Annotated in this window: 10 protein-coding genes; 4 read left to right on the top strand and 6 right to left on the bottom strand. The window is 73.7% G+C overall.

Going from position 1 to position 13,035, the window contains the following annotated elements; translation table 11 throughout:
- Positions 1 to 171: 171 nt before the first annotated feature.
- On the top strand, positions 172 to 1,275 hold the full coding sequence (gene amcB / locus C6361_RS32310) for a cyclophane-forming radical SAM peptide maturase AmcB (protein ID WP_304598558.1): 1,104 nt from the start codon (positions 172 to 174) through the stop codon (positions 1,273 to 1,275).
- On the top strand, positions 1,244 to 1,483 hold the full coding sequence (gene amcA / locus C6361_RS32305) for a multiple cyclophane-containing RiPP AmcA (RefSeq protein WP_107262656.1): 240 nt from the start codon (positions 1,244 to 1,246) through the stop codon (positions 1,481 to 1,483). Before amcB ends, amcA begins: the two co-directional genes overlap by 32 nt.
- A 273-nt stretch (positions 1,484 to 1,756) precedes the next feature.
- On the opposite strand, the gene C6361_RS32300 is transcribed toward amcA, so the two are convergent.
- Together C6361_RS32300 and C6361_RS32295 are read right to left on the bottom strand one after the other, a co-directional pair.
- Positions 1,757 to 1,972: a DUF3073 domain-containing protein gene (locus C6361_RS32300; protein ID WP_107262657.1), complete on the bottom strand. Its 216-nt coding sequence runs from the start codon at positions 1,970 to 1,972 to the stop codon at positions 1,757 to 1,759.
- A 343-nt stretch (positions 1,973 to 2,315) separates the two neighbouring features.
- The gene (locus tag C6361_RS32295; RefSeq protein WP_107262658.1) at positions 2,316 to 3,398 is read right to left on the bottom strand and encodes a Glu/Leu/Phe/Val dehydrogenase; all 1,083 of its coding nucleotides are present in this window, start codon (positions 3,396 to 3,398) and stop codon (positions 2,316 to 2,318) included.
- 195 nt (positions 3,399 to 3,593) lie between these two features.
- Here C6361_RS32295 and C6361_RS32290 point away from each other — a divergent pair, with 195 nt between their 5' ends.
- Together C6361_RS32290 and C6361_RS32285 are read left to right on the top strand one after the other, a co-directional pair.
- Complete coding sequence (locus C6361_RS32290; RefSeq protein WP_101368644.1) at positions 3,594 to 4,433, top strand: hypothetical protein; 840 nt, start codon at positions 3,594 to 3,596, stop codon at positions 4,431 to 4,433.
- Positions 4,434 to 4,698: 265 nt separating this feature from the next.
- A complete protein-coding gene (locus C6361_RS32285; RefSeq protein ID WP_007073996.1) occupies positions 4,699 to 4,908 on the top strand; it encodes a BldC family transcriptional regulator in 210 nt (69 codons plus the stop codon).
- 78 nt (positions 4,909 to 4,986) lie between these two features.
- On the opposite strand, the gene C6361_RS32280 is transcribed toward C6361_RS32285, so the two are convergent.
- Genes C6361_RS32280 through C6361_RS32265 form a run of 4 tightly spaced genes read right to left on the bottom strand, consistent with a single transcriptional unit; the run spans position 4,987 to position 12,773 of the window.
- Positions 4,987 to 5,700, bottom strand: a complete 714-nt coding sequence (locus C6361_RS32280; RefSeq protein ID WP_107270055.1) for an ABC transporter ATP-binding protein — start codon at positions 5,698 to 5,700, stop codon at positions 4,987 to 4,989.
- A 53-nt stretch (positions 5,701 to 5,753) separates the two neighbouring features.
- Positions 5,754 to 6,740 carry an ATP-binding cassette domain-containing protein gene (locus C6361_RS32275; RefSeq protein ID WP_107270054.1) on the bottom strand — a complete coding sequence of 329 codons (987 nt, stop codon included), beginning with the start codon at positions 6,738 to 6,740 and terminating at the stop codon, positions 5,754 to 5,756.
- A gap of 25 nt (positions 6,741 to 6,765) precedes the next feature.
- A complete protein-coding gene (locus C6361_RS32270) occupies positions 6,766 to 9,567 on the bottom strand; it encodes a permease (RefSeq protein ID WP_107270053.1) in 2,802 nt (933 codons plus the stop codon).
- Entirely contained in the window at positions 9,564 to 12,773 is a 3,210-nt protein-coding gene (locus C6361_RS32265) for an ABC transporter permease (RefSeq protein ID WP_107270052.1), read from the bottom strand. The genes C6361_RS32270 and C6361_RS32265 overlap by 4 nt, the downstream gene beginning before the upstream one ends.
- Positions 12,774 to 13,035 lie beyond the last annotated feature (262 nt).

Raw genomic sequence — 13,035 nt, 5'->3', positions numbered from 1 at the left:
CAGACCGGGTCCAGCACAACAAAAACGCCAAAACCCGCATCCGCGATATTGCCCGTGATTCTCGGCATACCTGGTCAGCTTCACCGGGGTGGCTACCGCCACCTAGCCTGAGGGGCACCTCAGAGGCGGGGGAGGAGGGCCATGGCTGTCCGTGGACAGGAGTTTTCCGGCATGCGGGGGATCGCCGCGGTCCCCAGCTACGTGGTGATGCAGCCGACCACGCTCTGCAACCTCGACTGCGCCTACTGCTACCTCCCCTTCCGGGCGGCGGACCGCCGGATGACGGTACCGGTGGCGGCGGCGGTGGCCGGCCCGGTCAACGGCTGGGCCCGGCAGGGGCGGTTCTCGGTGGTCTGGCACGGGGGCGAGCCGCTCGCCGCCGGCCGGGAGCACCTGGCGGCCCTGCTGGCGCCCTTCGACTCCGCCGTCGAGCACCACGTGCAGACCAACGCGACGTTGATCGACGACGCCTGGTGCGAGTTCTTCGCCGCGCACCGGATCCGGGTCAGCGTCAGCGTCGACGGGCCCCGGGACCGCAACCGGGAACGGGTCGGCCGGGGCGGCCAGCCGTCGTACGACCGGATCATGGCCGGCGTCGAAGCGCTGCGCCGGCACGGGATCTCCTACTCGGCGCTCTGCGTGGTGGGCCGGCCGGAGCCGGGGCTCGCCACCGAGCTGTACGACTACTTCCTCGACCTCGGCTGCGACGTGCTGGGGATCAACATCGAGGAGACGGAGGGGGTCAACACCCGGCGCAACGCCCACCCGGCCGAGCTGGTCAGCGGCTTCTGGGCCGAACTCGTCACCGCCTGGCGCCGGAACCCCCGGATCCACCTCCGGGAGGTCGAGTGGTCGCTGCGGTACGCGGCGGCGGTCCTCGACGGGACCGAGGACGACGTGCTGCCCCGCCAGCTCGATCCCATCCCGACCATCGGGTACGACGGCTCGGTGGTGCTGCTCTCCCCCGAACTCGCCGGCTTCGCCGACCCGGACTACGCCGACTTCACCAGCGGAAACGTCCTGGAAACCCCGCTGCGGGACATCCTCGCCACGGCCGGGCGTACGCCGTGGGTGGCGGAGTTCCTCACCGGCGTGGAGAACTGCCGCGCCCGGTGCCCGTACTTCGGGTTCTGCGGGGGTGGGCATGCCGCCAACCGCTATTTCGAGCACGGGCGTTTCGACGGTACGGAGACCGACCACTGCCGCAACAGCAAGATCCGTCTACTAGAGGGAGTGTTGGACCATGCCCGAGATCACGAGCCCACGGCCGCCTGAGCCCGTCGAGGCCGTACCGCACGATCGGGTGGCCGCCCGGGTGCTCGATGCTCGGGCCGGCCTCACCAGCCTGCTGCGGGAGGCGGCGGAGGCGCGCCGGCTCCGGGACGAGGTGGCGACCGGCGGGGACGGCGCGAGCGCGGTCTGCGCCTGGAACCATTTCGAGAACATCCCGACGTTCTACAACTGGAACAACCGCCCTCGCTGAACCGGGTACGCACCCGGTGCGCCGGGCGTCCCGTTCCGCCTGTTCGGCGGGCGGGCGTCCGTGCTGCGGTGGTGACCCGGTCAGCGGCGGCTCCGCCGCGCCTTACCGGTGGTGGACGGTCACGACCAACGGAAGGACCTGCCGGCGGGCCGGAGACATGCTCCGACTCCGGCAGGTCCTTACCGTTTGGCGTCCCGATCGGCGATACGGCCCGCAGGCACTCGGACACGCGTGAGCACGCGGTGTTACCGCGTGCTCAGATGTGACCAGAGGTCAGCGGGCCGAGACCCAGTTACCCGGGTCGTCGCCCGCGTCATGATCCTCGTCATCGTCGTCGACATACTCTTTGTAGTCGTCGTCGAAGTCGTGGTCCGACTTGCGGCTGCCGCCGAGTTCTCGCTGCAAGGCGGCGAGGTCGGTGTTCGGGGAGTGGTACTTCAACTCCCGGGCGACCTTAGTCTGCTTGGCCTTAGCACGGCCGCGCCCCATGGCTCGACCCCCTCGCACAGAATTCGGGGCAGCCCGAAGGCGGGCCCCGATGACGTCAGGCATCTCTCGTGGCTCTTACGGTACATGGGGATGCCCCGGTTCGGCACCTCGGGTTACCACCGCCCGTACCCGCGCGTCGCGGGGACATCGACGGGCGGTCCCATCCTACTCAGTAAGGAGCGCCCGCCCGCCCTGTCCGTGACGTGTTTGAGGCCTCCGGACCCATCGGTCCAGTACAGCGTACTTTCCGCCTGATTGGCCGGCAATCCGGCGGAGGTCCGTCCCGCCGGGGCGCGGAGCCGGGGTACCCGCTCGGCTCCGCCCCTTGCGGAGACCGCGACGGTCAGCGCAGGTGGATGGTGCGCAGCCGGCCGACCTCGGCCATCCGGCGCTCGGCGAGCCGGTCGGCGGCGACCGCCGGCGGCACCCCCTCGGCGTCGGCCAGCCGCAGGATCTCCCGGGTGGTGTCGTAGATCCGGGTGGCCCGCAGCTTGGCCCGCTCGAAGTTGAAGCCCTCGATCTCGTCGGCGACCTGGATCACCCCGCCCGCGTTCACCACGTAGTCGGGGGCGTACAGCACACCCCGGTCGGCGAGCAGCTTCTCGATGCCCGGGTGCGCGAGCTGGTTGTTGGCCGCGCCGACCACCACCGAGGCGCGCAGCGCCGGCACGGTGTCGTCGTCCAGGGCGCCGCCGAGGGCGCAGGGTGCGTACACGTCGATGTCGGAGGTGATCAGGGCCTGGTTGTCGGCGACCACGTCGACCTGCGGGTACGCCTGCCGGACCCAGTCCAGCGCCCGGGGGTTCACGTCGGTCGCCACCACCGAGGCGCCGTCGTCGATCAGGTGGCCGGTCAGGTGCTTGCCGACCTTGCCGAGCCCGGCGACGCCGACCCGGCGTCCGGCCAGGGTCGGCGAGCCCCAGGCGTGCTCGGCGGCGGCGCGCATCCCCTGGAAGACACCCCAGGCGGTCAGCACCGAGGAGTCACCGGCGCCGCCGTGCTCGACGCTGCGGCCGGTCACGTAGCGGGTCTCCCGGGCGATCAGGTCCATGTCGGCGACGTAGGTGCCGACGTCGCAGGCCGTGTAGTAGCGGCCGCCCAGCGACTCGACGAAGCGGCCGTACGCCCGCAGCAGCGGCTCGGTCTTGATCCGCTCCGGGTCGCCCCAGATGACCGCCTTGCCGCCGCCGAGGTCCAGCCCGGCGAGCGCGTTCTTGTACGCCATGCCACGGGACAGGTCGAGCACGTCGTGCAGCGCCTCGGCCTCGGTGTCGTACGGGTAGAACCGGGTGCCGCCGAGCGCGGGGCCGAGGGCGGTCGAGTAGATGGCGATGATCGCCTTGAGCCCGGTCTGCTTGTCCTGACAGAACACGACCTGCTCGTGGCCGTCGGATTCCGGACCGTCGGTACTGGCGAATACGTCCATGTCTCGCTCCTGATCTGGAGGTGGGCATCCTTGTGGGATGCGGCGGGAGGGGGGCTCCCGGTGCCGGCGGGGGATGTTGCCGGCCTGCTCCGAGCCTAATCGCGATCGACCCGGGCGTGGTCGCGGCCAACGCGCCCGAGACTGATTGGAGATGCTGGAGACTCCTCGGCTCTCGTTTCGTGGGAGGATCGCGCCGTGCCGTCGCTCTTCGCTTCCTACCTGCGGGTGTACGAGCCGTTGACCGCCTTCGACCGGGATCGGCAGCTTTTCTGGCGTCGCTACGTCAAGGAGGGCCGGGCGGTGGCCCCGCTGGAGGGGCCGGTACGGCAGCGGACGGCGGTGATCGAGGCGCTCGGTGCCGGCTGGACCCGGCTGCCCGACCTGCCCGAGGAGGCGTACGTCCTGGAGGCGGACGACACGTTGCTGGTCTGCCCCTGGAACCTGCGGGTACGGGTCGCCGAGGCGGCGCTGAGCGCCCGGGACGGGGTGCCTCCGGTGCTGGCCGACGCGTTCGTCCCGCCGGTGCTGGCCGGCCAGGCGAAGGCCGTGGTGGAGGACTGGCGCAGCGGGGCGCGGGTGCTGGAGCACGGGGTGCCGAGGCTGCACGAGCAGATCGCCACCTGGGGGGTGCCGCTGCGCTGGTTCGTCTTCGTCGACCCGGAGGAGCGGGAGCTGACCACCCGGCCGGACCGGCGGGTGCTGCGGTACCGCACCGAGATCTCCAAGGCCCGCCGTCGGGCCTCCCGGGGCCTGTCGGTGCTGCGCAAGTCGGTCGGGGACGCGCCGATCACCGAGGCCGTCGAGGAGGGGGCCCGCTGGCTGGAGGAGTTCCATCCCCGGTCGGTGGTGGAGCTGGACTACGGCGGGCTGGTCGACCTGCTCCCGGACGAGGCGCTGGCCGCGGACGACTCTCCGGAGCTGGTCGCGGCCGGGTTGGCCGGGCTCTCCAGGGGTGACGCGGAGGCGGCCACCGAGGCGTACGAGAAGCTGGTGGCGCGGTGGCGGGCGGTGCAGTTACTGGAGCGTTGCAATTAGCGAACAATGCGGCTCAGGGCCCATTGGGAGCGCACACAGGTGAATGCCGCTCGTAATATCGGCGTTACGAGGGGCAATCGGCCGTCCGGTTAAGTCTTTTTCTGGCATAAAAAAGGGCCATATATCGGTCATTGTTCATCCGTCCATCCAGGGACCTTCGGCCGTTCGGCCCATGTCGGACATCGGGGACTAGCCGGACCATGGGAGACGCGTCGGCCGGCGGGACCCCGGCCGATGTCTATAGGCACCTGTGGAGGAGTGACCGATGGCATCGCGTACGCATGAACCTGAGCCGCTACTCACGCCGGCAGAGGTCGCGTCGATGTTCCGTGTCGACCCGAAGACCGTGACCCGGTGGGCTAAGGCGGGGAAGCTCAGCGCGATCAGAACGCTGGGCGGGCACCGCCGTTACCGCGAGTCGGAGGTTCGTGCCCTGCTGCAGGGCCAGATCCCCCAGCAGCGGCAGGGCGACTGAGACTCGAACGAACGTCGGCTCAGGGGTGGGGCTCGTACGAGCGTACGAATCCCACCCCTGAATCGTGTCCGGGGGCCGTCAGCTCCCGGCCAGCGCCGCCTCTTCCAGACCCGCCCCGTCCACCAGCCGGCCGTCGCGCAGCGTCAGGACCCGGTCCGCCAGGTCGATCAGGGTCGGATCGTGCGTCGCCACCAGCGCGGTCATCCCCCGGGCGTGCACCAGCGCGCGGAGCAGATCCATGATCGAACGACCGGTCTCCGAGTCGAGCTGACCGGTCGGCTCGTCCGCGATCAGCAGCGCCGGATCGTTCGCCAGGGCCCGGGCCACCGCCACCCGCTGCTGCTGGCCGCCGGAGAGTTCGTACGGCCGCTGCGCCGCCTGACCGCCCAGCCCGACCAGTTCGAGCAGCATCGTCACCCGCTCCTCCCGTTCGGCCCGACGCCGCTTCGCCAGCCGCAGCGGCACACCGACGTTCTCCGCCGCCGACAGGATCGGGATCAGCCCGAAGGACTGGAAGACGAAACCGATGGTGGAGCGGCGCAGCTCCAGCAGCTCGCCGCTCCCGGCAGCGGTGATCTCGTGCCCGGCGACGTGGATCCGCCCGTGGCTCGGCCGGTCCAGACCCCCGATCAGGTTCAACAGGGTGGTCTTGCCCGCGCCGGAGCGGCCCCGGATCGCCACCAGCTCGCCCCGGGCGGCGGTGAACGAGACCTCCCGGACCGCGTGCACCACCCGGTCGCCGGCCGGAAAGTCCCGCCCGACCCCCTCGACCCGGACCAGTTCCTCGCCCATCAGCCGCCCTCCCGCGCTTTCCCCGCCACTGTCCGGTCGCCCCGCCCCGCCGGTCACGGCCGCTCCCCGTCCCCGGTGCCGCCCGGCCGGACCTGCACGTGGTCCGGCTCCAGGTTCAGCCGTACCCGGTCGCGCAGGCTCAGCGCGTCGACGAAGGCGGCCGGCAACTGCATCCGACCCGACCGGTCCAGCAGCGCGTACTCCTCGGTGACCAGCTCCTCGACGCCGTCCGCGCCGAGCCGGGTCGAACGGCGTACCTCGGAGGCGGTCCGCCCGTCGCGGATCGCGACCGTCCGGCGGACCTGGGACGAGACGGCGTGGTCGTGCGTGACCACCACGATGGTGACGCCCAGCTCGGCGTTGATGGTGCGCAGCGCGCCGAAGACCTCGGCCGCGGTCGCCTCGTCCAGCTCGCCGGTCGGCTCGTCCGCGAAGAGCACCTCCGGGTCGTTCGCCACCGCGACCGCCACCGCACAGCGCTGCTGCTCGCCGCCGCTCATCTGGTCCGGCCGGCGGTCCGCGCAGTAGCCGACGCCGACCATCTCCAGCAGCTCCGTCGCCCGCTCGCGGGCCGCCCGGCCGCGCAGCCCCCGGGCCAGCCGCATCGGCAGCTCCACGTTCTCCCGGGCGGTCAGATAGGGCAGCAGGTTGCGGGCGGTCTGCTGCCAGACGAAGCCGACGGTGTGCCGGCGGTACCGCAGCCGCCGCTTCGGCGACATCGTCAACAGGTCGAAGTCGGCCACCCGGGCGATCCCGGCGGTCGGCACGTCCAGCCCGGAGAGGATGTTCAGCACCGTCGACTTGCCCGAGCCGGAGGCGCCGACGATGGCGAGCAGCTCGCCCCGGTCGACCACCAGGTCCAGCCCCTGTAGCGCCACCACCTCGACGCCCTCGGTCTTGAAGATCCGGACCAGCCCGTCGCAGACGATGTGTCCGCGCAGCCGGTCCTCGCCGCCGGCCCGCGCCGCCGCCCGCTCGGCGGCCCTGCGCTGGAGTACGGCGAGATCGGGCGCCGCCGTGACAGTCGTCGGACTCGCCATCAGTTCTCGTCCCCTCTCCGGGCCATCAGTTCTCCTCTCCGAGACGGAGCACCTCGCCGAGGCGCATCCGCCGGTTGACCAGATTCTCGACACCGAGGGCGGCGACCAGCGCCACCACGACCAGCAGCAGTACGCCGACCACCAGCAGCGGATCCAGGTGGATCCGGGCCGGCAGGCCGCCGGTGAAGCCGGCGAGCCCCAACGCCGGCCCGAGCAGCCGGGGCAGCGCCACCCCGACCACTCCACCGGTCAGCACCGCGACGCCGATCAACGGCACCAGCTCGTAGACGAGCAGCCCTCGGCCCTGCCGCCCGGAGAGCCCCATCGTGCGCAGCCGGGACAGCATCCGGCCCCGGCCCGGCGCCTCGGCGAGTACGGCGAAACCGACCGCCAGCAGCGCCAACGCGGTCGCCCCGGCCACCCCGGTGCCGAAGGCGAAGCTGAGCAGCCGGTTGACGCCGCTGCGCTCCAGCGCCTGCCGGTGCTGTGCCCAGGTGGTGACGGTGACCGACGTCTGCGGGCGTACCCGCTCGACCGGCTGCGCCAGCACCTTCGCCAGGTACTCCCGCTGGGCGGTGTCGACCGTCGCGGTCAGCTCGGCGACCGAGAAACCCTCCCCGGCCACCATGAACTGGTTCGACCGGATCGGCTGGAACTCCGGCACCGGCAGCGCCTGCCAGGGCAGCACCACGAACCGGCGTACGTCGGCCGCCAGACCCGGGAAGCCGGACGCCACCCCGTCGACCCGGAACTCGTACCGGCGGCCCTGCACCTCGGTGACCGCACCGGCACCGACCGCCTCGGCCACCTCCGGCGAGACCAGCGCCGGCACCGGCCCGTCGATCCGCCCCGGCGCGGTCAGCCCGGCCGGCACGCTCACGTCGACGCCGCTCGCCGCCAACACCCGGGCCAGCGACGGCCCGTCCACCACCAACACCTGGGTCTGGCCGAGGTCACGCCCGCCCAGCATGTTCGGAGTCGGCGAACGCAGCGGCTGGCCCACCTCGACCGCCAGCGGGCTGACCTCGGCCACCCCCGGCAACGCGCCGAGCCGGTCGGCGGTGGCCCGGTCGGAGTAGGAGCCGACGACCCGGGCGTCGGCACCGACCTCCTGGTCGGTGACCCGGTCCCGGGCCTCGCCGACGGTGCTGGTCACCACGCTGGTGAAGACGCCGGTGGCGATCGCGACGACGAGCACGGCGAGCGGCCCGACGGTCACCGGCGCGCCCCGGCCGGCCCGGGCCAGGCCGACGAACGGCACGACCGTACGGGCCCGGGCGGCGATCCGACCCACCTGACGCAGCGGCCACGGCACCAGCCGCAGCGCCACCAGCGCGGCGGCCACCGCCAGCAGCACCGGCACCGACACCAGGTACGGGTCGATCCCGCTGTCCTGGCTCAGCCCGCGTCGTCGCAGCAGTACCACGCCGAGCACCGCGAGCAGCAGCACGAAGAGTTCGGCGGTCAGCCGGCGTGCCGACGGGCGGTGCCGCACCAGGTCCCGTCGCCGGCCCACGAAGCTCGCCCGGCGCTGGCCGAGCATCGCCAGCAGCGGGATGGCCAGGGTGGTGCCGACGACCACCAGCGCGACCCCGAGCGGTTCGGCTCCGGCGGGGCGACCCGGCGCCAACCGACCGAGCAGCCAGCCGGCGAGTACCGCGAGCGGCAGCACGGCGACGGTCTCCCGCAGGGTACGGGCACCGATCTCCACGGCGGTGGCGCCACGGGCCCGGAGCAGGGTGAACTCCTCCCGGCGGCGCTGCACCGCCAGCCCCGCGGCCAGGGCGACCAGCCCGAGCAGGGTGGCCAGGATGCCGGCCTGCACCACCGCGAGCAGCGCCCGCACCGCGCGAAGCTGATCGTCGTACCTGCTCAGGCCGCTGTCCAGGCCGGTCGCCAGCACCAGCCCACGGTCCGGCGGCGTACGCCGGCTCGCCGCGACCGCGGTCAGCACCTCCGGGATGTCGGCGGTGGTCATCCGCTCCTCGTCGACCCGGTAACGCCACTCGTAGCCGATCCCGAGCACCTGGCCGGCGGCGGTGATCCCGTCCAGGTCGGTCAGCAGCGTCACCCGGTGCGTGGTGCCGGCGGTCGGGTCCGGGCAGGGCACCTCGGCGATCCGCATCGCGTCCCAGGCCGGCGCGGCCGGGTCGATCGGGTCGTACACCCCGACGATCCGGACCGGGACGGAGCCCCGCGCCGTGCCCCCGCCGCCCAGCACGACGCGGGTGCCGACCCGCAGCCCGAGGAGGTCGGCGGCCTCCCGGGACAGCGCCGCCTCGACCCCGCTGCGGGAGGCCGGCCAGCGTCCCTCGACGACCCGCAGCTCCCGTTCGACGTCGGCCTGGCCACGCAGTTGCAGCTCCGGCCGGCAGGTCCCGCGCAGCGACGGCGCGTCGCCGGCCACGCTCAGGTCCTTCGGGCCGATCCGGCCGGCGAACCACTGCTGACCGACCAGCGTGGGCAGCGGTCCGGGCAACCGCGTCCGGAACCGGTCGAGCCAGCCCGCCGCCACCCCGGCGGGCGGGCCCTCGGTGGGGTTGAACGACGCGCTGAAGGTCAGGTCCCGGACCTGGTACGGCAGCTCGCGTACGTCGTGTCGCATCCCGTCGTCGGCGAACTCGTTCGCCAGCCGGGGCGCCCCGGTCACCAGCAGCGCCGCCACCAGCCCGAGTACGCCGAGCAGCCCCAGATAGCCGGCGAAGACCCGGGCCCGGCGCAGCGGCCCCGGCAGTCGACCTCCGGCCCGCTTCGTCACCGGTGTTTCCCGCACAGCGTCCCGTCCCTCCACCGGTCCCGAGTTGCTCTCCACCGGTTCCGCGTTCACCGGTCCTCCCCGATCCGGAGCTGGGCCGCGGCCAGCCGCTGCCGCATGGTGGCGGCGGTCAACCCGCTCAGCGCCAGCGCGAGCAGCAGCAGCACGGCGGCGGTCCCGGCGGCCGGCAGCCAGGCGACGTCCAGCAGCGGCAGCGGTACCGGCCGCTGTGCCGACGGGGTGAGGATGACCAGCGGGGCCATCGTGGCGGCCACGCCGATGCCGACCGCCAGCCCGACCAGCACGCCGATGCCGGCGAGGAACGCCTGCTCGACCAGGAGCGACCGGGCCAGCAGCCGGGGGCCGGCGCCCAGGGTGTGCAGCACGGCCAGCTCGGTGACCCGGCGTCGGGCGGTGGCCCGGACGTCCACGGTGATGCCGACCGCCGCGAGCAGGATGGCGCCGAGCGCGGCGGCGAAGAGGGCGGCGCGGGCGCCGACGCCGTACGGGTCCTCACCCGAGCGGCTGGCCACCTCCACCCGGTCGGCGACCTGGAGCCCGCCGAGTCCGGCCGCCGCCCGGGCCGCCTCGGCGTGCTGGTCGGGGCGGGTGGTCAGCCACCACTCCTCGGGCGCGGAGGTGACACCCCGCTGATGGAAGAGCGCCGTAGCCAGCGACGGCAGGTCGACCAGGAGCGCGGCCGACTCGGGTACGCCGGGCAGCGCGGCGACCGTACCGGTGACCCGTACGTCGACGGCTCCGCCGGCCAGCACGAGTACGGTCTGCTCGCCGACGCCCAGCCGCAGCGCCGCCAGCGCCTCCGGGGTGGCCACCACCGGCACCTGCCCCTGCTCGGGTGCGACGGTCACGGCGAACGAGACGGACGAGCTGACGCCCGCCCAGCCCCCCGACGGGGACGACTGGTGCTGCGCGGTCAGCCCGCGCGGTCCCGCCGTCGCGGGTTCGGTCTTGCCGGAGCGCTGCACCGCCTGCCAGTCCCGCCCGTCGGCGAGCGGTACGGCGGTCCCGGCGCCGCCGGCCGGGACGGCCCGCAGGTCGGTGAGCTGCCAGTCGACGACGTACCCGGGAGGTCCGAGGGTGTCCACCGCGAAGCCGGCCAGTGTCGGCGGCCCGTCGTCGCCCGCCGGCAGCTCCACGTCGAACCGCAGCGGCGTGTCGTCGTAGCTCGCGCCGAGCGGGATCCGCAGGTGCCCGCCGTGCGGCTCGGTGAGCACCGCCGCGGTCCGGACCGGGACGCGGGCGGAGCCGCCGGTGCCGGTGGTGGTGATCTGACCGGTCAGCCGGCGGGTCTGCGGCGGAAGCGTCACGACCGGGGCGGTCAGCCGGGCGTCGGTCATCCCGGCGAAGAGTCCGGCGGCGCCGCCGTCGACCAGGTCGCTCCGGAGCCGGACGACCCGTTCGGCCTCGGCGACGTCCAGCGCGACCATTCCGGCCGGCAGGGCGTCGGTGCCGAGCCGGGGAGTGTCCCGCCAGGCCGGCAGGGCCAGTTCGGTGCCGGGCAGTGCGGCGAGCTGGCCGGCCCGGGCCGGCGGCGCGACCCCGCTCGCCTCGACCAGCCGCAGGTCGGCGCCGACCTGGTGGTCGGCCTGGTCGGTCAGGGACCGCTCCGAGGTGGCGGCCAGGCACCAGGCGAGGGTGCCGACCGCCACCGCCAGGGCGAGCAGCAGCACCGGGCCGGCGTGCGGCCGGCGGCCGGCCTGCCACATCCCGAGCATCGTGCCGGTCCAGGACCGGCGGTCGACCCACCGCTCGGCGAGCCGGGCCATCGGGGGCAGGCCGCGCAGCGCGAGTACCGCGCCGGCCAACACCCCCACCGTCGGGGTGGCGGCGAGCAGCGGGTCGATCCCGAGGGTGCCGTCCGGGCGGGCACCGGCGAGCGGGGAGGAGTACTGCCGCAGTTGCAGCCAGCCGAGCACCGCCAGCGCGACCAGCGCGACGTCCAGCCCGGCGCGCTGGGCGATCGTCCGCCGGCTCGGCCGGGACCGGCTCGCCAGCTCGCCGACGTAGCTGCCGGCGCGACGCAGTGCCGGGCCGAGCATCGCCAGCGCGCAGCCGAGCGCGGCCAGCCCGGCGATCAGCCAGGTCCGGGCGTCGAGCCGGGGGCTCAGGTGCAGCGCGGCGGCGGCCAGCATCGGGGTACGGTCGGCCAGCCGGACCAGCTCGGTGGCGAGTACGGGTGAGATCACGGCGGCCGGCAGGACGACCAGCAACGCCTCCCGGGCGGCCAGTCCGGCCAACTGTCCCCGGCCGGCGCCCCGGGCCTGGAGCAGCGCCGCCTCGCCCCGACGCTGCTCGGTGAGCAGGAGCGCGACCAGCAGCAGCGCGTACCCGCCGAGGACCACCACCAGCAGCATCGGGGTGACCAGCGCCGACCGGCCGACCAGCCCGGCCCGCTCCAGCCGCTGCACGAGTTCGCCGAGCTGTGTGGTGACCAGTCCGGAACTGCCGAGCCCGGTCTCGGTGGGCAGGCTGGCCCTGGTCCGGTCGGCGGCCTTGCTCAGCCGGCCCAGCGAGTTCGTCGTCGCGCCGGACAGGTCGGGTTCGACCAGCCAGCCGGCGGAGGCGTTCGCGATGAAGTGGTCGAGGAAGTCGGCCCGGTCGACGACCAGTGGCCCGTACGTGGCGGATCCGGTGGCGACCCCGTCGGTGACCTCGGGCACGAGCCGCCAGTACGGGTCCCGGACGTCGCGCGGTCGCCAGACGCCGGTGACGGTCACCTCGGTCACCCGGTCGGTGACCCGGTCGGTGATCGGGATCCGGTCGCCGACCCCGGCTCCGAGGATCTTCGCTACCGGCTCGGCGAGCGCGGTCTGCACCGGCCGCCGGCCCGGGCTCGGCCAGGCGCCGTCGGTCAGCAGGGCGTGCCCGGGAAGGTCGTCGAGGAACACCACCCGGGCGAAGACCAGGCCCTGGGCGTCGGGTACGGCGTTGCCGGTGCGGCCGGCGAACTGCCGCCCGGCCGCGTACCCCGCACCGGAGACGCCGGCCGGTACTCCGCCGAAGCCGTCGACGAACCGGGACCGTACCGCCGCGTCCCGCTCGGCGAGACTCTCCGGCGTGCTGCCGGCGGTGCCGCGTACCAGGATCGACCGCTCCTCCTGGGAGGCGGACGCGACGGCGCGCTCGGTGCCGGAGTCGACCACCTCCTGGCTGTAGCCGGCGAGCCCGGTGAGCAGGGCGGTGGCGATCAGGGTCGCCCCGGTGGCCGCCAGGAGCAGACTCTTCGCTCCCCGGGCACGCCGAAACACCAGCCTCATCGTTCTGCTTCTCCCCCATGGGCGAGGAGGGCGGCGTGGGTCGCCGCCCCTCCTGGCTGCGAAGCGCGCGAGGGCGAGCGAAAGGTTGGCGTGCCGGGCAGTGATTTGTCACCAGGGGCGACTTCGTGACCTGATCATGACTGAACTGAGATCGACTCGTTGTGCGCCGCTACCGGCCCGGCTGGGCAGGGCCGCATCCGTCGGCCGGGGCGGGGTACCCGAAGACGGTGGCGGCGGCTCCCCGGGTCGTCGTACCCGCAGG

Source organism: Plantactinospora sp. BC1, from assembly GCF_003030345.1.
Classification (GTDB): Bacteria; Actinomycetota; Actinomycetes; order Mycobacteriales; family Micromonosporaceae; genus Plantactinospora.
This window is presented reverse-complemented; position numbering and strand designations above follow the sequence as displayed.

What these genes read in the sequence shown, in the direction of transcription:
- C6361_RS32275 (WP_107270054.1), bottom strand. Translation starts at nt 6,740, where the DNA reads ATGGCGAGTCCGACGACTGTCACGGCGGCGCCCGATCTCGCCGTACTC.
- amcB (WP_304598558.1), top strand. Translation starts at nt 172, where the DNA reads ATGCGGGGGATCGCCGCGGTCCCCAGCTACGTGGTGATGCAGCCGACC.
- amcA (WP_107262656.1), top strand. Translation starts at nt 1,244, where the DNA reads ATGCCCGAGATCACGAGCCCACGGCCGCCTGAGCCCGTCGAGGCCGTA.
- C6361_RS32300 (WP_107262657.1), bottom strand. Translation starts at nt 1,972, where the DNA reads ATGGGGCGCGGCCGTGCTAAGGCCAAGCAGACTAAGGTCGCCCGGGAG.
- C6361_RS32295 (WP_107262658.1), bottom strand. Translation starts at nt 3,398, where the DNA reads ATGGACGTATTCGCCAGTACCGACGGTCCGGAATCCGACGGCCACGAG.
- C6361_RS32285 (WP_007073996.1), top strand. Translation starts at nt 4,699, where the DNA reads ATGGCATCGCGTACGCATGAACCTGAGCCGCTACTCACGCCGGCAGAG.
- C6361_RS32280 (WP_107270055.1), bottom strand. Translation starts at nt 5,700, where the DNA reads ATGGGCGAGGAACTGGTCCGGGTCGAGGGGGTCGGGCGGGACTTTCCG.
- C6361_RS32265 (WP_107270052.1), bottom strand. Translation starts at nt 12,773, where the DNA reads ATGAGGCTGGTGTTTCGGCGTGCCCGGGGAGCGAAGAGTCTGCTCCTG.